Genomic DNA, 23,327 nt, shown 5'->3' on the forward strand with positions numbered 1-23,327 from the left:
TCAGCCCCCCGCGACCGGCGGGATGAACACGACCACGTCGTTGGCGGCCAGTTCGCGATCCATTGCCGCAAAGGACTCGTTGATTGCGACGCCGATGCGATCGGCCGGCAGGCTGAACCCGTGCCGGCCCGCCAGCTCCTGATAGAGGTCGCGCGGGGTCCGGGCCGCGGTCTCGATGACCTCGGCACCAAGCCCACGCTCCTCACGGAGCAAGGCGAAATAGCGGAGCTGAATGGCTTGCATGGAAAAGGGACTCAAGCACGGGCCTAGCGTCGTTTCCACTCGGATATAACGCCGCTACTCTCTGGGACCATGGCCACGCCACCTTTCGTGCAGATTCAAAGCCTTCGCCGGGACGGGGATACGACCCAACCTGGTCTCGAGACCATCGCCGAAGAGGTGCCGGTGGCGCTGGTCTATAACGAGATCAGCCACGTCGTGATGATGGCGACCCCACAGGACCTGGCCGATTTTGCGCTGGGATTCAGCCTGACCGAGGGGATCCTGGCCGAGCCGGGCGAGATCTATGACCTGGCCGAAGCCGCACATGCGACCGGGATCGAGGTCCAGCTCACCGTCGCGGCCGAACGTTTTCAGGCCCTGAAGGCGCGGCGCCGCAACCTGACAGGCCGGACCGGCTGCGGCCTGTGCGGCGTCGATTCCCTGGACGAGGCGGTGCGGCCGTCGCGTGACGTTGGCGTGGCGCCGACCATCACGCACGGCGCGATCGATCGCGCCATGGCGTCGCTGCCGGATCTGCAGCCGCTCAATCGCGACGTGCGTGCGCTGCACGCGGCGGCGTGGGCATCGCGCGACGGTTCGATCGTGCTGGTGCGCGAAGATGTCGGCCGCCACAACGCGCTCGACAAGCTGATCGGTGCGATGGCGAAGCAGGCAATCGATCCGCGCGACGGATTTCTGGTGATGACCAGCCGCTGCAGCTACGAGATCGTGCAAAAGGCGGTGATGTTCGGGATCGGCATCGTCGTGTCGGTGTCGGCGCCGACGGCGTTGGCGGTGCGCATGGCCGAAACATCGAACGTAACCTTGGTCGCATCGGCGCGCGGCACGCGCTACAATGTCTATGCGCGCGCCGACAGGATTTCCGAACGCGCCTGAAGCAGCGCGTCGATTGCGACGTCGATATCGGTCTCGTAGGTGAAGCGGCCGAGTCCGATCCGCAATCCTTCCAACGCCTGTTCTTGGTGCAGTCCCAGCGCCATCAGCACGCTCGACGGTTCGATCGCTGCGGTGGCGCAGGCCGAGCCCGACGACAGCGCGATATGTTCGCGCACCTGCCACAGCACGTCCTGGGCGGGGATGCCGGGGAAAGCGAAATTCAAATTGTGCGGCAAGCGATTTTCCATGCCGCCATGCACGCGCAGATCGGGCACCGCGTTCTGCAGCGCGCGCAGCAACCGGTCGCGCTGGACGCTAAGGCGCCGCGCATCGTTGGTGCGTTCTTCGCGCGCGACCTGCGCTGCAACGGCAAAGCCGACGATCAACGGCACCGGCAAGGTGCCTGGGCGCAAACCTTGTTCCTGCCCGCCGCCGCCGAATAGCGGCGTCAGCTTGACGCTGCGCCGGCCCCACAAGGCGCCGATGCCTTTCGGTCCATAAATTTTATGCGCCGAGATCGACAGAAGATCGGCCTGGATCTGCGTCACGTCGATTGCTTGCGTCGACAGTGCCTGCGCCGCATCGACATGAAACAACGCGCCGTGCGCGCACACGATTGCACCCAATTCGGCGAGCGGCTGGATCGTGCCGATCTCGTGATTGGCCGCCATGATCGACACGAGCAGCGTGTCGGGCGCCAGCGCCGCGCGCAACGCAGCCGGATCGACCCGGCCGTTGCGATCGACCGGCAGGGTCGTGACGCGCGCGCCGTCATGGGCCGCCATCGCGGCCGCTTCGCGCACGCATGCATGTTCGACGGCGCTGATGATCAGGTGGCGGCGCGACGGTGGTGCTGCGCGCACCGCCCCTAGAATGGCGAGATTGTTGGCCTCGGTTGCGCCCGAGGTGAAAATGATCTCGGCCGGTTGTGCTGCAATCAGCTTGGCGATTTCGCTGCGCGCCATGCCGACTGCGCGCTCGGCTTCCCATCCATAGCCATGCTCGACCGAATGCGGATTGCCGAACCGCTCTTCAAAAAACGGACGCATCGCAGCGACGACGCGGCGATCGGTCGGCGTGGTGGCGTGGTTGTCGAGATAGGCTGGCGGCTTCATGGGCGTGGCGCAGAAATACGCCGACTAGAAGCGGCCGGCCAGGGCCCGTAGACTCGCCGGCATGAAACTGATCGGCCTGGCTGGCTGGAGCGGCAGCGGCAAAACGCACCTAATCGCGCGCCTCGTGCCGGCGCTGATTGCGCGTGGCGTGCGCGTTTCGACGATCAAACACGCGCATCACGCGTTCGAAGTCGACAAGCCCGGCAAAGACAGCTGGATCCATCGCGAAGCGGGTGCGACCGAGGTACTGATTTCCAGTAGCGCGCGCATGGCGCTTCTGCGCGAACATCGCGACGGCGAAGAACCTGGGCTCGACGTGTTGCTGCAACGGCTGGCGCCGGTCGATCTGGTGTTGGTCGAAGGCTTCAAGCGCGGCACGCACACCAAGATCGAAGTCTGGCGCGAAGAAACCGGCAAACCGTTCCTGCATCCCGACGATCCGACCATCGTTGCGATCGCCGCACCCGCGGCACCGCCGGGCGCCACAGTCCCGTGGATCGATCTCGACGACACCGACAAGATCGCGGACTTCATCCTGACGCTTCCGCTCGCTACGGTCGGTTGATGCTGACTCTCGACCAGGCGCTCGACCGGATCGCAGCGATGTTTGCGCCCACCGGCGCAACCGAAACCGTTTCGCTCGACCTTGCGCGCGGCCGCGCCCTTGCGGCCGACGTGATCGCACCGGTCTCGGTGCCGCCCGCCGACAATTCGGCGGTCGATGGCTGGGCAGTGCGGTTCGAAGATCTGCCGGGCACGTTGCGCGTCGCAACCGGCCGCGCCGCAGCGGGACATCCATTCGGCGGCACGGTCGCGCCGGGCGAGGCGTTGCGTATTTTCACCGGCGCGATCATTCCCGACGGCGCCGACACGGTGGTGATGCAGGAAGATGCGCGCGAGCAAGACGGCGCCGTCGTGCTGCCCGCAACCGCGCGCGTCGGTGCCAACCGTCGGTTGGCGGGCGAAGACATGCAGGCGGGTGACGTTGTGCTGCGTGCGGGCACGCGGCTCGGCGCGGGCGCGCTTGGCATGCTGGCCGCGCTCGGCATCGGTCGGGTTGCGACACGCGCACGCTTGAAAGTGGCGATCTTCTCCAACGGCGACGAGCTGACCGAGGCTGGTGCAAATGCAGCCCCGGGCCGGATCTACGATTCCAACCGGCCGATGATGCGTGCGGCGCTGACCGCGCTTGGCTGCAACGTCGAAGATCTCGGCATTCTGCCCGACCGGCGCGACACGATTGACGCCGCGCTGCTGCACGCAGCGTCAAGCGCCGACGCGATCGTCAGTTCGGCCGGCATGTCGGTCGGCGAAGAAGATCATGTCCGCGCCGCGATCGAAGCGCGCGGTGCGCTGGATTTCTGGTCGCTTGCGATCAAGCCAGGCAAGCCGATCGCGATCGGCAATGTCGCCGGCACGCCGTGTTTCGGCCTGCCGGGCAATCCGGTTGCAGCGTTGTTGACCTTGCTGCTGGTGGTGCAACCGGCGTTGCAGCGTCTGGGCGGCTTCACCGTGACGCCGCCGCTGCGCGTGCCGGTCACGTGCGGCTTCGACATTCGCAAGAAAGTCGGTCGGCGCGAATTCGTGCGCGTAAATTTGGTGCGCCGCGCTGACGGCGCGGTGGTGGCGATGAAATATCCACGCGACGGCGTCGGTGTTCTGACCTCGGTGGTGGAGAGCGACGGCGTGGTCGAATTGCCGGAAGCGATCGAGACCTTCGCCGCCGGCCAGGCGTTGCCGTTTCTGTCGTGGCGAGCGTTGGGATTGGTATGAAACCAGCATGCGTTCTTTTGGCCGGCGGTCTTGGCACGCGCATGGGCGGTGTCGACAAAGGCTTGCTGACCTTGGCCGGCCGGCCGTTGCTTGCGCATGTGATCGAACGCGTGCAGCCGCAAGTGGCGCAGCTTGCCGTCAATGCCAATGGCGATCCGTCGCGCTTCGCCGCGTTCGGGTTTGAAGTGCTGCCCGATACAGTCGAAGGCTTCGTCGGACCGTTGGCCGGCGTGTTGACCGGTTTGCGTTGGGCGGCGTCGCACAATCTGCCGCTGTTGCTGTCGGTTCCCACCGACACGCCGTTTCTGCCCGCCGATCTCGCTGCCGGTTTCATCGAAGCGATCGATGAAGAAGGGGCGGAGATTGCGATCGCGGTGTCGGAAGGGCGGCCGCACCCGACCGCGTCGCTGTGGCCGGTCTATCTCGCCGATCATCTCGAAACCGCGCTGCGCGGTGGGACACGCAGGATCAAGGAATTCATGCAGGACTACCGCGTCATCGAAGTCGCGTTCGTGACCGAAGCGATCGACCCGTTCTTCAACGTCAACGTGCCCGAAGATTTGGCGCGCGCCGAAGCAGCCCTTCGTGAAGGGACTGGGCGCACGTGATCGCAAAAATCGGAGTCCTGACGGCGTCGGATCGTGCCCATGCCGGTGTCTATGACGATGCCAGCGGGCAAGCGATCCGCGACTGCTTGGCTGAATGGCTGACGACGAAGCACGAAATCGTCTACCGGCTGGTGCCCGACGAACGCGCGACGATCGAAGCTGCGTTGATCGAGCTGGTCGACAAAGAAGGTTGCTGTCTTGTCGTTACGACCGGCGGCACCGGACCGGCGCGTCGCGACGTCACTGTCGAGGCAACGCTGGCAGTCTGTCACAAGCCGATGCCGGGCTTTGGCGAGTTGATGCGCGCGGTCTCGCTGAAAAGCGTACCGACCGCGATCTTGTCGCGCCAAGAGGCCGGAATTCGCTATGCCGGCGCCCAGGAAAGCGACGGCGGCGCCTTGTTGGTCAACCTACCCGGAAGCCCGCGCGCAATTCGAGAATGTCTCGAAGCTGTGATGCCGGCCATTCCCTATTGCGTGGAGCTGATCGGCGGGCCGTATCTCGAAACCGATCCCGCGGTGCTCGTCGCCTTCCGTCCCAAGAAGAAGTAGTCTCCGCCCTTCGTCCTTAGGGAGGAGAAGCTCGATGCAGACGATCTCTCGTCGTTCGATCGTTCGCGGTGCGGCCATGACCGCGGCAGCCGTGACGATCGCCAAACCCTATCTCGCGTTCGGACAGGCTGCGGGCCCGTTCACCCAACCGCCATTGCCGTACAAAGAAGACGCGCTGGCACCGTCGATTTCAGCGCAGACGGTCGGCCTGCATTACGGCAAGCATCACAAAGCCTATTTCGACAACCTCAACAAATTCACCGCTGGCACGCCCTACGCCGCGATGAAACTCGAAGAGGTGATGAAAGCTTCAGCGGGCAAGCCGGAAGATGCGCGCATCTTCAACAATGCGGGCCAGGCCTGGAATCACATTCTCTATTGGGATCAGTTCAAACCAGGCGGTGCGAAAACACCGTCGGGAAAATTGGCTGCAGCGATCGACAAAGATCTCGGCGGCTTCCAGGCGATGAAAGACAAGCTGACCGAAGCGTCGGTCGGCGTGTTCGGTTCGGGTTGGGGCTGGTTGGTGCAGGACGGCGACAAGCTCACCATCATGAGCACGCCGGGCGGCGACAACCCGGTCGCCAAAGGCAAGCGCGCACTGCTGGGCATCGATGTGTGGGAGCATGCCTATTATCTCGACTATCAAAATCGCCGGCCCGATCACGTCAAAGCGGTGCTCGATACGCTGGTGAACTGGGACTATGTCCGCGACCGAATGGCTTGAAGCGGCGCGCCGCGGCGGCCGGCCGGGCTGCCGCGGTGGATTTTTTTGCAATATGCCCGTCTTTCCATCATGCTAGAGGCCATTCCGGGCGGTTGCGCCCCCCGGCCATCCGATGGAAGGACGACCGCGCTGCATGACATCGATCGTCATTGTCGACGACCGTGCGAGCAACCGAACGATCCTTAGCAAGCTCAGCCAGGCATTCGACAGCTCGGCCGAAGTAGATTGCTACGCGGATCCAGTCGCTGCGCTGGCGCGCATTCGGATGCGCCCCGTCGATCTCGTCATCACCGATTTCAAGATGCCGCTCCTCAATGGCGCGGACTTCATTCGGCGTATTTATTCCGACCAGCCCGACTTCGACGCGCCAGTGATCGTGATCACCGCTTACGAGGATCGCAGCTATCGCTACGAAGCGCTTGAAGCGGGCGCCGCGGACTTTCTTCTGTCGCCGATCGATCATCGCGAGTTTCAGACTCGCGTGCGCAACATTCTTGCCGCCTACCACCGGACGCGCAACGCACGCATCGAAGCGACGACGTTGCGGCAGGAATTGGATGAAGAAAAAGCGCAGCATGCCGAAACGGTCGCCGCCAGCGAGCAGCGGCTGCGTCAAGTCTTGGATACGATTCCGAGCTTCGTCTACATCACTTCCGCGTCGGGTAAGGTAACCTTAGCGAACCGCGCCTTTGCGCGGGCATGCGGTGTGGAACCGGATCGCCTGGTGCGCCGTGCGATCATGGACTGTGTTCCTGATCACGATTTCGCCCGCGCATCGATTGCCGAAGATACGCGTCTGCGGATTGACGGCGGCGTTTCGAGCCGTAGCGAGTGCGCCTTTAACCTGGCGTCGGGCGTCAATATTTTCGTGCAAGTCGCTAAGACAAAGCTGCAGGAGCGGCCGAACGCCGCTTCGGAAATCCTTACCGTCGCCACGGACATTACGCAGCGTCGTGAAGCCGAGAATGCGTTGCAGATCGCGATCGAAGCGGCCAACCGGTCGAGCCGCGCGAAGACGACGTTCCTGGCCAATATGAGCCATGAATTGCGCACCCCGATGAACGCGATCATTGGTTTTGCCGACATGATGGAGCGCGAAGTGCTGGGGCCGATCGGATCGCCGCGCTATCTCGAATATGCACATCACATCCGCAGCAGCGCCGATCATCTATTGTCGATGATCAACGACGTGCTCGACAGCGCGCAGCTCGAAGCGGGCGTGATGGAACTCGCCGAGACCGAGTTCGAAGCCGAAGCCCTGCTCGAAGAAGTTCGTACGATCTCTTTGTTTCGCGCCGAGCAGGCCAAGGTGCCGTTGGTCATCCGCGCCGAGCCGGGGCTGCGTTTGCGCGCCGACCACACCAAGCTGCGTCAGGCACTGATCAATCTCGTCGTTAACGCCATTCATGCCAGCGGCAGCGATGAGCACGGCGTCACGGTGACGGCAGAGTCGATCGAAACCGGCGGTTTGCGCTTTATCGTGACGGACAACGGGCTAGGCATGACGCCTGACGAACTCGAAATTGCCTTGGCGCGATTCGGCCGTGTCTTGCGCCGCGAGAATGTCGAACCGGGCGCGGGGCTGGGATTGCCGCTGTCGGTCGATCTCGCCGAATTGCATGGCGGTTCGCTGCAGGTGCAAAGCCAGCCAGGACGAGGCACGCGGGTCGATCTGATTTTGCCGGCGGCGCGACGCGTCCGTCTTACCGCGGCCAAGGTTGGGTGAGGCCGCGATGACCTGGCTGCGCCGCAACCTAACGATTCTCAGCCGTCGGTTCGCCAAGCGTCCCGATACCGAGCATCAGCAGGCGCTGCTGCGTGTCGCCTTCACTGCAATGATCGCGGCCTATCTCGGCAGTGTGCGCGGGCCGGAGACCGCGCTGCTGAACTTTGATGGCACCTTCGTCGCAGCTATCTGGTTCCTCTGTTCGGTGCCGATCCTGCTCTGGATCGCCGTCAGTCCAGGTGTTTCGCATCTGCGCCGTCTGATCGGCATGATCGGCGACTTCGGCTCAATATCGCTCGGCTTGCTCCTTGAGGGCGAAGTCAGCACGCCACTTTTTCTGTTGTATCTGTGGGTCGCGCTTGGCAACGGCTTTCGTTACGGGCTGCGCGCGCTGATCTTGGCGACCGCAATCTCAGCTTCGTTCTTCGGTGCCGTGTTGGTGCTGTCGCCATTTTGGCGAACCATGCCCGAGCTTTCGATCGGCCTGCTGATGTGCGTGGTTTTGATCCCGCTCTACACCGCGTCGCTGATCAAGCAACTGACCGAGGCCAAAGAACAGGCGGATCGCGCCAATCGCGCGAAGAGCCGCTTCCTCGCGGTTATGAGCCACGAACTGCGCACGCCGCTCAACGCGATCATCGGTGCCAACGACGTTCTGCTGGGCACCAAGATGGACGTCGAGCAAGTCGCGATGACACGCACGATCGGGCAGGCTGGCCGATCGCTGCTGGCATTGATCGAGGATGTGCTGGATCTGAGCCGCATTGAAGCCGGCAAGGAACGGGTCGAGCGCCGCGACTTCGATCTTTATGCAGACCTGAGCGAAACGACGTCGATGCTGCAGATCCAAGCGCGGCGGAAAAGCCTCACGCTGAGCCTGCAAATAGCGGCCGAGGTACCGACGCGGGTTTTCGGCGGACAGCGCCAGCTTCGGCAGATCCTGTTCAACCTGATCGCCAACGCCATCAAATTCACCGAAGCCGGTTCGGTGCGGCTGCGCGTGCGTCCGACACCGTCGGGCCAGATCGCCTTCGATGTGATCGATACGGGCGTCGGCATCGAGCAGGCGCATATGGAGCGCATCTTCGACAGCTTCACCCAAGCCGACGAAAGCATCGGCCGACGGCATGATGGCGCCGGCCTTGGTCTCGCGATCGTCAAGCAACTCACCGAATTGATGAGCGGCAGCGTGACGGTGCAAAGCGTGCCGGGCCGCGGCAGCGTGTTCACAGTCGAGCTACCCCTGCCCGAAGCCACCTCCGAAGGCGCCGACGCACTTGCGCCGCTGCCGAACGAACAGCGCATCGTGCTGGTCGGTCGGGATCCGAGTGTAGCTGCCGCGCTGACAGCGCGAGGCGCGCTCGTGGACATCGTCGATGACGTGCTTGCGATGCGCGCAGTTTTGCAGGCCGGCGCACGTAGCGTGGTGATCGACGATCGAAGCTTGTGGCAAGTCTTGCCGCTCGCGACCGATCTACTTGCGGCGCATCGCGTCGTCGCGCTGACGGATACCAGGGTGGGCGGCTTGTCGCCTGATCTCGAACCATTTGCTTCTGGCCGCGTGAGCTGGCCGGCTGACTCGCCGACGATCGGCCGCATGTTGCGGCTGCTGGCGCCGGCGCCGGCAGACACCGAGTCCGACGAGGCAGTGCCCGATACGATGGAGGAAGCGGCCGGCTCGGAGCAGCCAGTACCGACGCGCCTGCGAGCCGCAAGAGTCTTGGTGGCCGAAGATAATCCGGTGAACCGGCGCGTAATCGAAAAAATCCTGCGTCGCGGCGGATTTGACCCCGTGGTTGTCGAAGACGGCGATGAGGCGCTGGACCGCTTGGAGAGTGAGTCGTTCGACCTCTTCATTGTCGACGTGAACATGCCAGGCACCAATGGCATCGACGTGGTCAAGCTGTATTCGATCCAGCAGCTCGGCCAGGAGCGCATTCCAATCGTTGCGTTGACGGCCGATACAACCTTGGAAACGCAGCGGCGCTGCATTGAAGCAGGTGTCGACTTCTTCCTGCCAAAGCCGATCGAAGCGGACCGGCTGCTGCGCACGCTTAGCGGCTTACTGACTGCGCGCGGCACGGCGGCCGCCGTTGTCGGCGCGCCCGATGGCAGCGTTGCCGACATTGCTTCTCATCCACGTTTTCAGTCGAGCAACGATCAGGTGATCGATCGCGAAACGTTGCGCGAGCTCAGCGAACTGGACTCGGACGCGTCGTTCTTGGACGAAATCGTCGGGATTTATATCGAAGACTCGGAACTGTTGTTGGAGCAGATCGAAGCAACGGTTCGGAACCGCGATTTTGCCGAGTTCCGCGATCTGATCCACGCGCTTCGCAGTGCGAGCGCCAATGTCGGTGCAGCGCAGTTGCATGCGACATGCGTGCAGCTTGGTGGCATCGACCGGCGGGACTTCCAGGCGCGCGCGCCTGAATACATGTCGCGCCTCATTCACGAATTCACGCGCTACCGGCTTGAGGTGCAAGCCTGGCTTGAGCGCAAGGCGGGGCACGGACGCGCAACCTGAGTTGCGCGTCCGTTTGTCCGACCATCGATCTTAGGAAGCCGCTTTCATCCCCGCGTGTTGCGCCGCGCCTGCGCACTCGCAAGGCGCTGCATTTTGCGGACGTCCGCCGGCGTCAGGCTCATCGCGGCATCGACCCAGACATTGACGATCTGGATCAATTCTTCGCGGGTCACCGGATTGGCGAGTCGGCGAGCTTTGAAGATCGACTGGCGCGCAACGCTTTGCCGCTCGTACTGGCGAATATAGTCGTAGAGAGCGGCTTCGCCTTGCCCGTCTTCGGCAAGTACCGCGACGAGGCCCAGCTTGTGCATTTCCTCAGCGGTGTAAATGCGACCCGACAGCATCATTTCTTCGGCCTGCGCCGCGCTGAGACGCCGCGAAATCATTGAATAGGCGCCCATTCCGGGGAACAGGTTGAAGAGCGACTCGGGGAACGCAAATTTCGCGCTGCGCTCGGCGATGATGACGTCGTTGGCCAGCGCGCCTTCCCAACCGCCGCCCAGCGCATCGCCCTGGACCAGCGCGATCATATGCAACGGCAGGTCGATCGCGTGGAGATAGGCATGCACGATGTCGATGCAGTCGTGCGCATAGCGGCGCATGGTTTCGCGTTCACCACGCGCGATCGCGTCGGTGAACAGTGTGAGGTCGCCGCCAGTCTGGAAGATGCCGGGCACCTTCGAGGCCAGAACCATATATTTCAGCGCCGGACGTCCGGTCTCCGCGTCCTCGGCATATCCTGCCGGCAGCGCACGAATGACGTGCAGCAACTCGCTGATCAGATTGCGTGTAAGGCTCGGGCGCGTGATTGGCTTCATGCGCTGGAACAGCATGCCGTGAACCGGATCGACATCGACCTCGAGTTCGCGAAGAGATCGGAAGGACTCGACCCAGGGTCGGCGCGGAGCGTCGGTCTGTGTGTCGGGTTGGACGGTGGCGAGGCGTATGGCACCGCGATGTGAGAGCATGAATCGACTCCAGGGAAAGGTGGCGGACAGTCGTGATGATAAACACAATAAAATGCAGAGGTTCAGCGTAAAGCGAGCGGCGCATGCTAAATTTGGCCTGCGTCTAAACGTGTTTCGTAACCGCTGCGTTCAGCCGGAATCGCAGGTAAACAGGACCGAAGCGGATGCTGCGCCTCGTTTTTTTCGGCGGCGTCGTTGCGAGTGCGGGATTCATCATTCTCGGATTCGTTCACGGCGCGCAGATGCCAAACCCGCCATGGTTCTGGAGTTGGGTCGCCGCGTTAACGATCTTGCCGTTGGCGACGGCACGCCGACTTCGGGCAGGCCTGCTGCTGGACCGGCCGGCGGACGTGGAGCACGAACAGGCGGCAATCCGCATCGTTGCGCTCGCCGTTGTGGCGCTTGCGTATCTATTCAGCATCTGGTCGGCCGGATTGCGGCCCGAATTGGCGAATGTCGGATGGCTCGGCGGGGCGCACATCACCATGGCCTGGGTGATGCTGATCGTGCTGGCGGGCCGCCCGCCGGTTTCGAATTTGCGGCGGGCCTTCGCCAATGGATTCGACGTCGCGATCCTTAGTGCATATTTAGCCATCGGGGCGCCTTACACCGCGGTCTGCTATGCGATGTACCTGTGGGTCTCGCTCGGCGCCGGGCTTCGCTACGGAGTCGCGCATCTCGCTTCGACCGCGCTCATTGCGTTTGTCGGGTTTTCGATCGCGGTCGCGGTCAATCCCACCTGGCGCGCCGACCCCTGGCTGCTTGCCGGGCTGCTGATCGCGCTGATCATCGTGCCAGCGTATGGCGGGCTGCTGATCCGGCGCACCAACCAGGCGCGCGCCGAGGCTGAACATGCAAGCCGCGCCAAAAGCCGATTTCTTGCCAAAGTCAGCCACGAATTGCGTACGCCGCTTTCGACGATTGTCAGCGGCGCTACGACCTTGATCCAAGAACGCGACGGGCCGGCACGTATCGAACTCGCGCGCACCATTCGAACCGCCGCCAATTCGATGTTGGAATCGGTCGGCGACCTGCTCGATGCAGCGCGCGCTGATGCACGCGCCTTTGAGATTCGAGTCCGCGACGTTGATCTCGCGCGCGAACTGGTTGCGGTGGCCCGGCCTGCGGCAAAGGCGGCGCGCGATCGCGGACTGACTTTTTCCGTCATTTTAGACGCGGACACGCCGCGATATCTGCAGACCGATCCGGCGCGGCTGCGGCAGGTTCTCGGCAGCCTGCTTGAAAACGCCGTGAAGTTCACCGACAGCGGATCGGTGAAGCTGTTGGTCAGTTCTGATCCGACGCACTTGCTGCTGCGGGTGCAGGACACCGGTCCCGGCATTCCCGAGCATGCGCAAGCGCGGGTCTTCGAACCTTTCCGCCAAGCCGATGAATCGATTGGCGCACGCTTCGGCGGCGTTGGATTAGGTCTATTCGTCGCGCGCCATTTGACCGAGGCGCTGAACGGTTCGCTCACCGTGACCTCGGCGGTCGGCTTCGGCGCCACATTTCTTCTTTCCCTGCCGCTATTGTCTGTTGCCGAGGTTCCTCCGGTCGATTCAGTGCATTTCGAAGTCGAGCTCGATTTCATTCGCGTGCAGCGCCCAGCTCCGATGCAAGCAGTGATCGACGCGGCAGGTCTTGCCACGTACGAGATTCACGGTCCCGCGGCCGAAAGTTGGATCGCCGCGTTCATTGGCGCGATGCGCGACGCCAGCGCGGATGCGGTTTTGCCGGGAACCGCCGGCGTTCGCGTGCTGCTTGTCGATGACAACGCCACCAATCGCGATCTCGTCGCGCGTATGTTGCGCAGCCTGACCTATCTTGTCGTCGAGGCCGAAGACGGTCGCGAAGCGCTCAAAGTTCTGTCAGACCATACGGCGGTCGATGTTGCGCTGCTCGATCTTCGCATGCCTGGAATCAGCGGTATCGAAGTTGCCCGCCGAGCGCGTGCAGCCGGACTACAGACAAAGCTGATCGCATTGACCGCTGACGCGGTGCCGGAAACGCGGGAAGCCGCGATTGCGGTGGGCTTCGAAACATTGCTGACCAAGCCGACCGACCCGGCAGCGTTGCGCAACGCCATCGAAGCAGTCGTGACCCAGATTGGTGAAGTCGATGCCGAGCGTCTCGCGGTGCTGAAGGCGATCGCCCCCGACGATCCTGCATTTCTTCTCCGTTTGGTGGACCGTTTCGAAGAAGACGCACAGCGCGCGCTCGTAAAAGCGCGACGTGGGTTGGAGGAGGCCGATCTGGTTGCAATCGCGACACAGGCCCATGCGCTGGCCAGTGTCGCGCGTCAGCTGGGTGCGCCGCGCCTCGCCGACTTGGTCGACGAGGCCGAACAATGGACGCCGGCCGACCTGCACGACCGGACCCCGGCTGTGCTTGAAGAAGCGGCGGCACGGGTGCGGCGCACCTGCCTGTCCCTGCGCGCCTCTTCGAAGCGGCCGGAGGGGGCACGTACGGATCTTCGACTGGTTTCGCGACCGATCCGCGACGGCGTTAACTGAATCCGGGAAACATCCGGTCGCGACCGGACGAATGTCAAAGTTCGTCACGCTTCCTTCGTGGACGCTCGCGTGTCCAGGTCGGTAGCACCACTGATCTCGTCGGAACCGGACATCAGATCCGGACCGAGGAGAGGGTCGCTTTTGGGGAGAACCGTTTTGAACCGTCCGCTCATCCTTGCCCTGCCGTTGCTGGCAGTCGGCAGCTTCGCTTTTGCGGCTGATGCGCCGCGCATGTCGCTCGATCCAAAGAATCTCGACCGCAGCGTCAGCGCCTGCACCGACTTCTTCCAGTTCGCGACCGGTGGAAAGAAATACGAGATCCCGCCTGCGGAAAGCCGCTGGGGCAGCTTCGACGAATTGGCCGAGCGCAATCAGGTCGCAGTGCGCGGCGTGCTCGACAAGCTGGCGGCCAAGCCGAGCAGCGACGTCGAAGAGCGCAAAGTCGGCGCCTTTTACGGCGCCTGCATGAACGAAGCGAAGGTCGAAGCCGACGGCATCGCGCCGTTGAAGCCGCGCCTGGTCGCGATCGACGCGGTCAAGAACCGCGCCGGTTTTGAAGCCGAATTTGCCAAGCTGCAGGCGGGCGGCGTCCCGACCTTGTTCAACTTCTTCTCGTCGCAAGATCAGAAGAATCCCGATCGCGTGATCGGCTCGATCTCGCAAGGCGGCCTGTCGCTGCCGAACAAGGACTACTACACCAAGACCGACGAGAAGACGGTCGCGCTGCGCGCCGCCTTTACCCAGTATGTCGACAAGATGTTCGAGCTGATGGGCGACAAGACGCCGTCGCCGGGCGCGACTGTGTTGGCATTCGAAACCAAGCTTGCGGGCGGTTCGCGCACGCCGGTCGAACTGCGCAATCCCAACGCCAACTACAATCCGCACAAGCTGGCGGACTTGAAGACGCTGGCACCGGGCTTCAACTGGGATCGCTATATCGCGTCGCTGGGCGTGCAGCTCGACGGCGTGAATGTCGGTCAGCCGGAATTCGTCAAGAACGCCGATGCGCTGCTCGGCTCGGAACCGCTGGCGACACTGAAGACTTACGCCAAATGGCGCCTCATGCAGACGACGGTCTCGTCGATGCCGAAACGCTTCATCGACACGGCCTTCGCGTTCGACAGCAAGATGACCGGTGCCAAGGAACAACAGCCGCGCTGGAAGCGCTGCGTTGCTGCGACGACCGCTGCGATGCCCGATGCGGTCGGCAAAGTGTTCGTCAAAGAAGTCATCGATCCGCGCACCAAGACGCGCGTCGAAGGCATGCTGGTCAATATCCGCGCCGCGCTGAGCGAAACCTTGCAGCAGCTCGACTGGATGACGCCCGCCACCAAGGCGCGCGCCTTGGCCAAGGCCGATGCGGTGATGCAGCTCGTCGCCTGGCCGGACAAGCCGCGCGACTACACCAACCTGAAGATTGAAGCGGGCACGCCCTTCGCGGTCGATCAAGCCGCGGTGCGTAGCTTCGAGGTCGCGCGCAACCGCGCCAAAATCGGCAAGCCGCCGGCCCGCGACGAGTGGACCTTTGCGGCGTCGATCGTGAACGCGCAGTACAGCCCGCTCTACAATCGGATCCTGTTCCCGGCTGGCATTCTGCAGCCGCCGTTCTTCGATGCGAATGCAGACGACGCGGTCAATTACGGCGGCATCGGCGCCGTGATCGGTCACGAGCTGACGCACGGCTTTGACGATCAGGGCCGTCAGTTCGACGCCAAGGGCATCCTGCAGGATTGGTGGGAGCCGTCGGACGCCGACAACTACAAAAAGCGCGCGCAATGCGTGGTCGATCAGTTCGAATCCTATGTCGGCATCGACGATGTCCATCACCAGGGTCGCCTGGTGCAGGGTGAAGCGATCGCCGATCTTGGCGGCCTGACGATTTCGTATCGCGCCTTCCAGAAGACCGACGAAGCCAAAGCCAAGAAGGAAATCGACGGTCTGACGCCGGACCAGCGCTTCTTCTTGTCGTTCGGTCAGATCTGGGCGGGTGCCATTCGTCCGGAAGCGATCCGTACGCGTCTTGCCACCGATCCGCACCCGCTCGGCAAGTTCCGCACCATCGGTACCGTGTCGAACATGAGCGAGTTCGCCACCGCCTTCGCATGCAAGCCGGGCGACGCAATGGTGCGCGCAACCGCCTGCAAGATTTGGTGAGTAGATGAAACTTCGTACACGACTCCTCGCCGCCAGCTTCGTGCTGGCGGCGATCCCCGCCGTCGCCCAATCTCCGACGAGTGGGACCGCGCGGATGTCGCTCGATCCCGCGAATATCGATCCAAGCGCGCAGCCTTGTGATGATTTCTTTGCCTATTCGACCGGCGGTTGGATGAAGGCAAATCCGATCCCGGCGTCGGAACCGCGCTGGGGCAACTTCAACAAGCTGGCCGACGACAATCTCGCAACCATGCGCGGGATTCTTGACAAGCTGGCGGCGGGCGACGGCGTCAATGGCGACGCCGACTTCCAGAAGATCGGCGCCTATTTCAAAAGCTGCATGGACGAAGCCGCGGTTGAAGCGGCCGGGCTGAAGCCGATCGAAGCCGACTTGAAGCGCATCGCGTCGTTGAAAGATCGCAAGGCGATCGTCGCCGAGATCGCAAACCTGCATGCGGTGGGCGTGCCGGTGTTCTTTGCCTTCGGCCAGGAGCCGGATCCGAAAGACAGCAAGCGCACCATCGCGCAGATCCAGCAGGGCGGCCTGTCGCTTCCCAATCGCGACTACTACTTCAAGGACGACGCCAAATCGAAGTCGCTGCGCGACGCGTTCCGCGCCTATGTCGTCACCATGTCGAAGCTCGCCGGTCAGGACGATGCGACGGCGGGCAAGACAGCGGATGCGGTGCTGCGCATCGAAACCGACCTGGCCAAAGGATCGAAATCGCCGGTCGATCTGCGCGATCCGGAAGCGAACTATCACCTGGTCAAACAGGCGCAGCTCAAGACCTACGCGCCGTCGGTCGATTGGGGCAGCTACTACAAACAGGCCAACGTCGCGACCGGCGACATCGACCTGTCGCAGCCCGATTTCCTGAAAGCCGTCGAACGCGTCGTGACCAAATCGGCGCCCGACGATTTGAAGGCCTATCTCGGCTGGCAGGTGTTGCGCAGCAACGCCAACGCATTGCCGAAAGCGTTCGTCGACGAGGCGTTCGCCTTTCGCAAGCAACTGACTGGCGCCAAGGAACTGCAGCCGCGCTGGAAGCGCTGCACGATCGCAACCACGGGTGCGATGCCCGACGCGGTCGGCAAAGCGTTCGTCACCAAGGCGGTTGATCCCGAGACCAAGGCCCGCGCGCTGAAGATGGTGCAGAATCTGCGCGCAACTTTGGCCGAAGACATCAAGACGCTCGACTGGATGGGGGCTGCAACCAAGCAGCAGGCGGCGGTCAAGCTCGACAAGATGGCCGAGCAGATCGTCAATCCGAACGTCTGGATCGACTATTCGGCGCTGCAGCCGACCGAGCCGTTCTACGCATCGAACCTGCGCGGCGCGCGCGCGTGGGAGGTCAAGCACGAGCTGGCAAAGATCGGCAAGCCGACGTCGAAAGACGAATGGCAGATGTCGCCGATGATCACCAACGCCTACTACGAGCCGTTGATCAACGTGATCGTGTTCCCGGCCGGCATTTTGATGCCGCCGTTCTTTGACGCGAAAGCCGACGATGCGGTGAATTACGGCGGCATCGGCGCGGTGATCGGCCACGAGATGACGCACGGCTTCGACGATCAGGGCCGTCAATACGATTCTGACGGTCTGCTGCGCGACTGGTGGACCAAAGAAGACGGCAAGCGCTTTAACGCCAAGGCGCAATGCATCGTCGATCAGTTCAGCGGCTACACCGTCGTCGACGACGTGAAGGAAAACGGCAAGCTGGTGCAGGGTGAATCGATCGCCGATCTCGGTGGTCTTGCGGTTGCGTATCGTGCATTCCAAAAGACCGAGCAGGCGAAGAAGGGTGAGAAGATCGACAATCTCACGCCCGAACAGCGCTTCTTCCTCAGCTACGGACAGATCTGGGCCGAAAATTCGCGGCCCGAATTCGCCCGTCTGCAGGCGCTGACCGATCCGCATCCCGCGGCCAAGTTCCGCGTCAACGGCACGGTGTCGAACCTGGCCGAATTCGCCAAGGCGTTCCAGTGCAAGCCCGGCAGCGCAATGGTGCGCGCGACGGCCTGCAAGATCTGGTGATGCGACGTACGCGCGTGCCGATCTGGTCGTAGGAACGTGCGTCCCTGGAGCGAGTTGCCGGTCCCCGGCAACTCGCTCTTTTTTATTCAGTGGGCGGACAACGACGTTCTGCCGTGCAGGCTAGGGCGGTGACAGGGCGGCGGATCGCTTTAGGTTAGGCGGGCACATGCCCGACTCGTCTGCTCCTTCCGGCGATCTGCCCGCCATCAATCGCGCCATTCCGTTTGCCATTGCGGTCGCGGCCTTTATCGAAGCGATCGATTCCACCGTCGTCACCACCGCGCTGCCCGCAATTGCGCGCGACCTGCATGTGCCGGCGACGGAATTGTCGTCGCTAGTGACCGCCTACCTGTTGGCCGTGACGGTTCTGATTCCGTTGTCGGGCTGGATCGCGGACCGGTTCGGCGCGCGTCGCGTCTTTGCCGGCGCCATTCTTCTGTTCACCGCCGCATCGGCGCTGGCCGCCACGTCGCGCGATTTCCCGTCGTTGCTCATCGCGCGTGCGCTGCAAGGAGCGGCCGGCGCGTTGATGATGCCGGTGGCGCGGTTGATCGTGCTGCGCACCATTCCGCGCGAACGGTTCGTCGAGACGATGAGCCTGGTGACGATCCCGGCACTGGTCGGTCCCGCCATCGGTCCAGTGTTGGGCGGTGCGATCACCGAATGGTTCGGCTGGCCGTGGATCTTTCTGATCAATCTGCCGATCGGGATCATCGGCACGATTTTCGTGCTGCGCGTCATTCCTGACATTCACGAAACCAGACGCGGCTTTGACGGGATCGGCTTTGCACTCTTCGCAGCCGGCCTGGCTGCAATCGTGCTCGCTTGCGAAACGGCGGGACGTTCCGGCCTTGGCCGCAGCGGTGAAGTCGCGGTCGGGACGGGTGGCGTCGCACTGCTGCTTCTCTATGCGTTGCATGCACGGCGCAGGACCGATCCGGCCTTGGATCTGTCGCTGTTCCGCATCGCCAGTTTTCGCACCAGCGTGGTCGGCGGCACCTTGTGCCGCATCGGGTTTGCCGGCACGCCGTTTCTGTTACCGCTGTTGTTCCAGCTCGGCTTTGGCCTGTCGCCGTTGGAATCCGGCGGCCTGACCTTCGCCGTTGCAATTGGCGCGATCGGCTTGAAAACGATTGCGCCACGCGTCGCGCGCGCCTGGCCGTTCAAACGCGTGCTGCTGGTCAATGGCGCAGCCATCGCGGTCGCCTTGGCCAGCTTCGCATTGCTGCAGCCGACCACGCCGCATTACGCGATCCTGGGTCTGTTGGTCGGGTACGGCTTTTTGCGGTCGCTGCAATTCACCTTTCTGAACGCGCTCGCCTATGCCGACGTGCCCGACAACAAATCCAGCCACGCAACCAGCCTCGCCAGCGTCGGCCAGCAATTGTCGCAGTCGTTGGGCGTCGCCTTGGCCGGCGCGTTGCTGAGTCTGTTTGCGGGCGGCGTCACGCCGACGCGCATCGACTTTGCGCATACATTCCTGGTCTGCGCCGCTGTCGTGGTGATTGCGCTGCTTATGTTCCTGCGTCTGCCGGCCGATGCGGGCGGCAATATGCGCGGTGCGCCGCGCGGCGTCCGGCGCGGCGCCGTACAGGATGCGGGTCAACAGGGCGCCTGAGCCAAGTTCTACATTCGGCGCTTGCGTGAACGCAGCGCAGGATTCAGGCTGCCGGTATGATGCGCACGATGCTTTGCCTGATTCTGATCGCCCTGCTTGGCGGCTGCGGTACGGTCGTTCGGACCACAACCAGCGTCGTCACCAAGACGGTTGAAACGGCCACCGATATTGTAACGGCACCGCTGCCGTAACCGCCCCTGCGTAACGGTACGTCGGGCGCCTGTCGCCCTGGCGCAACAAAGCTGCGCCGGGCGCGAATTTCGTTGTCCCAGTAGGGTCTTCGCGCTTCCGATCCAGGTCTGTCTGTGGTTCGCTCGCGGACTTCCAGGGGCTTCACGACAAACAACAAAGAGACCGTATGACCGTAGTTACGCCCGCTATTGCGGGATTGCGCCGGGACGAGCGCACGTTTCTGGGCCACCCGACCGGGTTGGCTTTTCTGTTCTTCACCGAGATGTGGGAGCGCGTGTCGTATTACGGCATGCGCGCGCTGCTCGTCCTCTACATGACCGAGCAGTTGCTGCAGCCGGGCCATGCCGAAACGGTGCTCGGCTACGCGGGCTTCAAAAGCTTTCTGGAAATGCTGTTCGGACCGATGTCGGTCCAGGCGGTGTCGTCGCAGATCTACGGCACCTATACCGCGTCGGTGTACGGCGCGACGTTGTTCGGCGGGTTGCTCGCCGATCGCGTGCTGGGACAACGCAAGAGCGTGTTTCTCGGCGGCGTATTGATGGCGATCGGTCAGTTCATGCTGATGTCGGAGTCGCTGTTTCTGCCGGCGCTGCTGGTTCTGATCTGCGGCAACGGTTGCTTCAAAGCCAATATCTCGACCCAGGTCGGCAATCTCTACGCGCCCGGTGACGCGCGTCGCGACAGCGCCTTTTCGCTCTTCTATGTCGGCGTGAATATCGGCGCGTTCATCGCGCCGCTTCTGTGCGGCACGATCGGCGAATTCTATGGCTGGAAATACGGCTTCGCTGCTGCGGGCGTGGGCATGATCGTCGGGCTGATCATTTTCCGCATGGGCCGCAAACATCTGCCGCCCGACACGCTGACTCAGTCGCGCGAAGAAGGAAAAGCGCACGGGCCGTTGACCAAGAGCGACAAGAACGCGATCTGGGCACTGCTGGTGATCGCGTTGCTCAACACGTTCTTCTGGGCGACCTACGAACAGCAGGGCAACACGTTTGCGCTGTGGGCGCGCGATTACACCGACCGGTCGTTCTTCGGCCTGATCGAAATCCCGGTCACCTGGTTCCAGTCGTTCAATCCGTTTTTCATTTTCACGCTGACGCCGTTCCTCGTCGCCTTCTGGGCGCGCCAGCGCGCGCGCAACGCCGAGCCGACGGCCGTCACCAAGATGGCGATCGGTTGTTGGCTGGTTGGTGCCGCCTATCTGTTCCTGATGATCCCAGCGCTGATGATCGGCGAAACCGGCAAAGCGGGCGTGATGTGGAGCATCGTTCATTGCGCCATCATCACGGTCGGCGAGCTGTATTTGTCGCCGGTCGGCCTGTCGCTGTTTTCCAAAGTCGCGCCGATCAAATTCGTCTCGATGATGATGGGTGTGAACTACATGTCCAACCTGCTGGGCAACTACCTGCAGGGCTATCTCGGCAGCTTCTGGGAAGTGATGCCGAAATCGAGCTTCTGGTTGCTGATGGCGGTGATCGCAATTGCCTCCGGCGTCGCGATCCAGGCCTTCAACCGGCCGCTCAATCGCATCATCGCAGAACGGATCGGGACGCGAGGCTGACCATGAAGAAGCTTCTGCTTGTTGCGGCGCTCGTTCTTCCGTCGATGGCCGCGCATGCCGACGAAGGCATGTACACGTTCAACAACGCGCCGGCCAAAGCGATCGGCGAGAAATACGGTTTCTCGCCCGACAAAGCCTGGCTCGATCATGTGCAGCTTTCGTCGGTGCGGTTGGCGCGCGGCTGTTCGGGCTCGTTCGTGTCCAAGGACGGGTTGGTGCTGACCAATCATCACTGCATGCGCGGCTGCGTCGAACAATTGTCGACGGCGCAAGAAAACCTGATGGCCAAGGGCTTCACCGCCAAAGATCCGGCGGCCGAACGCAAATGCCCCGACGTCGAAGTGAACCAACTGGTCGAAATCACCAGCGTCACCGATCGCATCACGAAAGCGACGGACGGCAAGACCGGCAAAGACTTCGCCGATGCGCTGCGCGGCGTGCAGGCAGCGATCCAGAAAGAATGTTCGACCGGCGCCGACATACGCTGCGACGTGGTCAGCCTGTACCAGGGCGGTCAGTACGATCTGTACAAATACCGTCGTTACCAGGATGCGCGTCTGGTGTTCGCACCCGAACTTGGCGTCGCGAAGTTCGGCGGCGACCCGGACAATTTCAACTTCCCGCGCTACGGCCTCGACATGGCGCTGCTGCGCGTCTACGGCGCCGACGGCAAGCCGATCAAAGTCGACCATCATCTCTCGTGGGCGAAAGCCAGCGCGGCCGAGAACGATCTGGTGTTCACCTCGGGCAATCCCGGCGGGACTGATCGGCAATTGACGCTCGCGCAGCTGAGCTTCCGGCGCGACTATGTGCTGCCGCGCCTGGTGGCGCAGTTCTCGGAACGTCGCGGTATCTTGGTCGCGTTCAGCCGACGCGGGCCCGAACAACAACGCGTCGCTGAAGAGAAGCTGCTGCGCATCGAGAACACGCTGAAAGTCTATAAGGGCCGGCTGGATGCGCTGGCCGGCGCGCTCTACGCGCAAAAGCAAACGGCAGAGGCCGACTTCCGCGCCAAGGTCGACGCCGATCCCAAGCTCAAGTCGGTCGCAGGCGATGCCTGGGACGGGATTGCCAAAGCCGTGCAGGCCGAACGTGCGCTGCATGACCGGCGCTACATGCTCGACCTCGGCAACGGGTTCGATTCAGATCTCTTCACGCTCGCGCGCCAGCTGGTGCGCGCCGCCGATGAACGGGCCAAGCCGAACGAACAGCGTCTCAAAGAATATACCGACGCGGCCTTCCCGCAGATCGAGCAGCGTCTGGTCAGCTCGTTTCCGATCGCGAAAGACCTCGAAGTCGAAACCTTGGGGTGGTCGCTTGCGACGATGCGCGCCTGGCTGTCACCCGACGACGCGACGGTCAAAGAGGCGCTTGGTAAGGACGATACGTTCGATCTCGCCAAGCGTCTCGTCACCGGCACCAAGTTGAACGACGTACAGGTACGCAAGACGTTGCTGGCCGGCGGCAAGGCCGCGATCGAAGCTAGCAAAGATCCGATGATCCTGTTCGCGAAACAGGTCGACGCAGCCTCGCGCGCAGTTCGTGCCACCTACGAAGCCGACGTCGATGCGCCGGAGAAGAAATTCGGTGCTGCGTTGGCGCAGGCGCGCTTCGCACTCGAGGGCAGCGCGGTGCCGCCCGACGCAACCTTCAGCCCGCGTCTCAGCTACGGCAAAGTTGCAGGCTGGACCGAGCCGAGCGGCAAGCAAGTACCGTACTTCACCTTGACCAGCGCGGTGTTCGAACGTGCCACCGGCAACGTGCCGTTCCGTCTGCCGCAATCGTGGCTCGACGCCAAACCGGCGCTCGACGGTACTGTCCACATGGATTTCGTCACCACGAACGACATTGTCGGCGGCAATTCGGGGTCGCCGATCATCAACCAGAAAGGCGAGCTGGTTGGGCTTGCCTTCGACGGCAACGCGCATTCGATCGGTGGATCGTACGGCTATGACGGCGCGCTCAATCGCTGCATCGGGGTCGATGTGATGGCGATGAAGCAGGCGCTCGCCAAGGTCTACAAAGCCGACGCGCTGGTGCGTGAACTCACCGGCAACGACACGCGTGCAGAAGCACGCTGAAGAAAAACGTCACGATCGAGAAGGCGGGTGATGTCTCACCCGTAGCAAGGGGAACG

At 62.9% G+C, this 23,327-nt stretch carries 18 protein-coding genes; 15 read left to right on the forward strand and 3 right to left on the reverse strand.

Annotated elements, in window-relative coordinates; all coding sequences use genetic code 11:
• A complete protein-coding gene (locus TMPK1_RS19965) occupies nt 1–243 on the reverse strand; it encodes a MoaD/ThiS family protein (RefSeq protein ID WP_420245316.1) in 243 nt (80 codons plus the stop codon).
• A 69-nt stretch (nt 244–312) separates the two neighbouring features.
• On the opposite strand from TMPK1_RS19965, the gene fdhD reads away from it, so the two are divergent.
• Nucleotides 313–1,119 carry a formate dehydrogenase accessory sulfurtransferase FdhD gene (fdhD, locus tag TMPK1_RS19970; RefSeq protein WP_420245317.1) on the forward strand — a complete coding sequence of 269 codons (807 nt, stop codon included), beginning with the start codon at nt 313–315 and terminating at the stop codon, nt 1,117–1,119.
• Here fdhD and TMPK1_RS19975 read toward each other — a convergent pair.
• A complete protein-coding gene (locus TMPK1_RS19975; protein WP_420245318.1) occupies nt 1,083–2,234 on the reverse strand; it encodes a cysteine desulfurase family protein in 1,152 nt (383 codons plus the stop codon). The two genes, fdhD and TMPK1_RS19975, sit on opposite strands and share 37 nt — an antisense overlap.
• A gap of 61 nt (nt 2,235–2,295) precedes the next feature.
• Between TMPK1_RS19975 and mobB the strand changes: the two genes are divergently transcribed.
• The 7 genes from mobB (at nt 2,296) to TMPK1_RS20010 (ending at nt 10,146) form a co-directional block, all read left to right on the forward strand.
• Nucleotides 2,296–2,799, forward strand: a complete 504-nt coding sequence (gene mobB, locus TMPK1_RS19980; protein WP_420245320.1) for a molybdopterin-guanine dinucleotide biosynthesis protein B — start codon at nt 2,296–2,298, stop codon at nt 2,797–2,799.
• Nucleotides 2,799–4,007 carry a molybdopterin molybdotransferase MoeA gene (locus TMPK1_RS19985; RefSeq protein ID WP_420245322.1) on the forward strand — a complete coding sequence of 403 codons (1,209 nt, stop codon included), beginning with the start codon at nt 2,799–2,801 and terminating at the stop codon, nt 4,005–4,007. The genes mobB and TMPK1_RS19985 overlap by 1 nt, the downstream gene beginning before the upstream one ends.
• Complete coding sequence (gene mobA, locus TMPK1_RS19990; protein ID WP_420245323.1) at nt 4,004–4,615, forward strand: molybdenum cofactor guanylyltransferase MobA; 612 nt, start codon at nt 4,004–4,006, stop codon at nt 4,613–4,615. The genes TMPK1_RS19985 and mobA overlap by 4 nt, the downstream gene beginning before the upstream one ends.
• Entirely contained in the window at nt 4,612–5,166 is a 555-nt protein-coding gene (mog, locus tag TMPK1_RS19995) for a molybdopterin adenylyltransferase (RefSeq protein ID WP_420245324.1), read from the forward strand. Before mobA ends, mog begins: the two co-directional genes overlap by 4 nt.
• 34 nt (nt 5,167–5,200) lie before the next feature.
• On the forward strand, nt 5,201–5,893 hold the full coding sequence (locus TMPK1_RS20000; RefSeq protein WP_420245326.1) for a superoxide dismutase: 693 nt from the start codon (nt 5,201–5,203) through the stop codon (nt 5,891–5,893).
• A gap of 133 nt (nt 5,894–6,026) precedes the next feature.
• Nucleotides 6,027–7,619 (forward strand): ATP-binding protein, encoded by a 1,593-nt coding sequence (locus TMPK1_RS20005; protein ID WP_420245327.1) that lies wholly within the window; start codon nt 6,027–6,029, stop codon nt 7,617–7,619.
• A gap of 7 nt (nt 7,620–7,626) precedes the next feature.
• Nucleotides 7,627–10,146, forward strand: coding sequence for an ATP-binding protein (locus tag TMPK1_RS20010; protein ID WP_420245328.1), 2,520 nt, complete (start codon nt 7,627–7,629; stop codon nt 10,144–10,146).
• A gap of 44 nt (nt 10,147–10,190) precedes the next feature.
• Here TMPK1_RS20010 and TMPK1_RS20015 read toward each other — a convergent pair whose 3' ends face one another.
• Nucleotides 10,191–11,114: a crotonase/enoyl-CoA hydratase family protein gene (locus tag TMPK1_RS20015; protein WP_420245330.1), complete on the reverse strand. Its 924-nt coding sequence runs from the start codon at nt 11,112–11,114 to the stop codon at nt 10,191–10,193.
• 164 nt (nt 11,115–11,278) lie between these two features.
• Here TMPK1_RS20015 and TMPK1_RS20020 point away from each other — a divergent pair, with 164 nt between their 5' ends.
• From TMPK1_RS20020 to TMPK1_RS20050, 7 genes are all read left to right on the forward strand, one after another.
• Nucleotides 11,279–13,627: an ATP-binding protein gene (locus TMPK1_RS20020; RefSeq protein WP_420245331.1), complete on the forward strand. Its 2,349-nt coding sequence runs from the start codon at nt 11,279–11,281 to the stop codon at nt 13,625–13,627.
• Nucleotides 13,628–13,783: 156 nt separating this feature from the next.
• A complete protein-coding gene (locus tag TMPK1_RS20025; RefSeq protein ID WP_420245333.1) occupies nt 13,784–15,781 on the forward strand; it encodes a M13 family metallopeptidase in 1,998 nt (665 codons plus the stop codon).
• Nucleotides 15,782–15,785: 4 nt separating this feature from the next.
• Nucleotides 15,786–17,816 carry a M13 family metallopeptidase gene (locus TMPK1_RS20030; RefSeq protein WP_420245334.1) on the forward strand — a complete coding sequence of 677 codons (2,031 nt, stop codon included), beginning with the start codon at nt 15,786–15,788 and terminating at the stop codon, nt 17,814–17,816.
• Between the two features lie 166 nt (nt 17,817–17,982).
• On the forward strand, nt 17,983–19,434 hold the full coding sequence (locus TMPK1_RS20035; RefSeq protein ID WP_420245335.1) for an MDR family MFS transporter: 1,452 nt from the start codon (nt 17,983–17,985) through the stop codon (nt 19,432–19,434).
• Nucleotides 19,435–19,493: 59 nt separating this feature from the next.
• Nucleotides 19,494–19,625 carry a hypothetical protein gene (locus TMPK1_RS20040; protein ID WP_420245337.1) on the forward strand — a complete coding sequence of 44 codons (132 nt, stop codon included), beginning with the start codon at nt 19,494–19,496 and terminating at the stop codon, nt 19,623–19,625.
• 167 nt (nt 19,626–19,792) lie between these two features.
• Complete coding sequence (locus TMPK1_RS20045; RefSeq protein ID WP_420245338.1) at nt 19,793–21,190, forward strand: peptide MFS transporter; 1,398 nt, start codon at nt 19,793–19,795, stop codon at nt 21,188–21,190.
• Nucleotides 21,191–21,192: 2 nt separating this feature from the next.
• Complete coding sequence (locus TMPK1_RS20050; protein ID WP_420245339.1) at nt 21,193–23,271, forward strand: S46 family peptidase; 2,079 nt, start codon at nt 21,193–21,195, stop codon at nt 23,269–23,271.
• The last annotated feature ends 56 nt before the right edge of the window (nt 23,272–23,327 follow it).

The sequence above is a fragment of the Roseiterribacter gracilis genome (assembly GCA_018332375.1).
GTDB lineage: Bacteria > Pseudomonadota > Alphaproteobacteria > BOG-932 > Roseiterribacteraceae > Roseiterribacter > Roseiterribacter gracilis.

Bases quoted from the DNA above. Each gene is read 5' to 3' on its own strand.
- TMPK1_RS19965 (WP_420245316.1), bottom strand. From the start codon at position 243: ATGCAAGCCATTCAGCTCCGCTATTTCGCCTTGCTCCGTGAGGAGCGT.
- fdhD (WP_420245317.1), top strand. From the start codon at position 313: ATGGCCACGCCACCTTTCGTGCAGATTCAAAGCCTTCGCCGGGACGGG.
- TMPK1_RS19975 (WP_420245318.1), bottom strand. From the start codon at position 2,234: ATGAAGCCGCCAGCCTATCTCGACAACCACGCCACCACGCCGACCGAT.
- mobB (WP_420245320.1), top strand. From the start codon at position 2,296: ATGAAACTGATCGGCCTGGCTGGCTGGAGCGGCAGCGGCAAAACGCAC.
- TMPK1_RS19985 (WP_420245322.1), top strand. From the start codon at position 2,799: ATGCTGACTCTCGACCAGGCGCTCGACCGGATCGCAGCGATGTTTGCG.
- mobA (WP_420245323.1), top strand. From the start codon at position 4,004: ATGAAACCAGCATGCGTTCTTTTGGCCGGCGGTCTTGGCACGCGCATG.
- TMPK1_RS20000 (WP_420245326.1), top strand. From the start codon at position 5,201: ATGCAGACGATCTCTCGTCGTTCGATCGTTCGCGGTGCGGCCATGACC.
- TMPK1_RS20005 (WP_420245327.1), top strand. From the start codon at position 6,027: ATGACATCGATCGTCATTGTCGACGACCGTGCGAGCAACCGAACGATC.
- TMPK1_RS20010 (WP_420245328.1), top strand. From the start codon at position 7,627: ATGACCTGGCTGCGCCGCAACCTAACGATTCTCAGCCGTCGGTTCGCC.
- TMPK1_RS20015 (WP_420245330.1), bottom strand. From the start codon at position 11,114: ATGCTCTCACATCGCGGTGCCATACGCCTCGCCACCGTCCAACCCGAC.
- TMPK1_RS20020 (WP_420245331.1), top strand. From the start codon at position 11,279: ATGCTGCGCCTCGTTTTTTTCGGCGGCGTCGTTGCGAGTGCGGGATTC.
- TMPK1_RS20030 (WP_420245334.1), top strand. From the start codon at position 15,786: ATGAAACTTCGTACACGACTCCTCGCCGCCAGCTTCGTGCTGGCGGCG.
- TMPK1_RS20035 (WP_420245335.1), top strand. From the start codon at position 17,983: ATGCCCGACTCGTCTGCTCCTTCCGGCGATCTGCCCGCCATCAATCGC.
- TMPK1_RS20040 (WP_420245337.1), top strand. From the start codon at position 19,494: ATGCGCACGATGCTTTGCCTGATTCTGATCGCCCTGCTTGGCGGCTGC.
- TMPK1_RS20045 (WP_420245338.1), top strand. From the start codon at position 19,793: ATGACCGTAGTTACGCCCGCTATTGCGGGATTGCGCCGGGACGAGCGC.
- TMPK1_RS20050 (WP_420245339.1), top strand. From the start codon at position 21,193: ATGAAGAAGCTTCTGCTTGTTGCGGCGCTCGTTCTTCCGTCGATGGCC.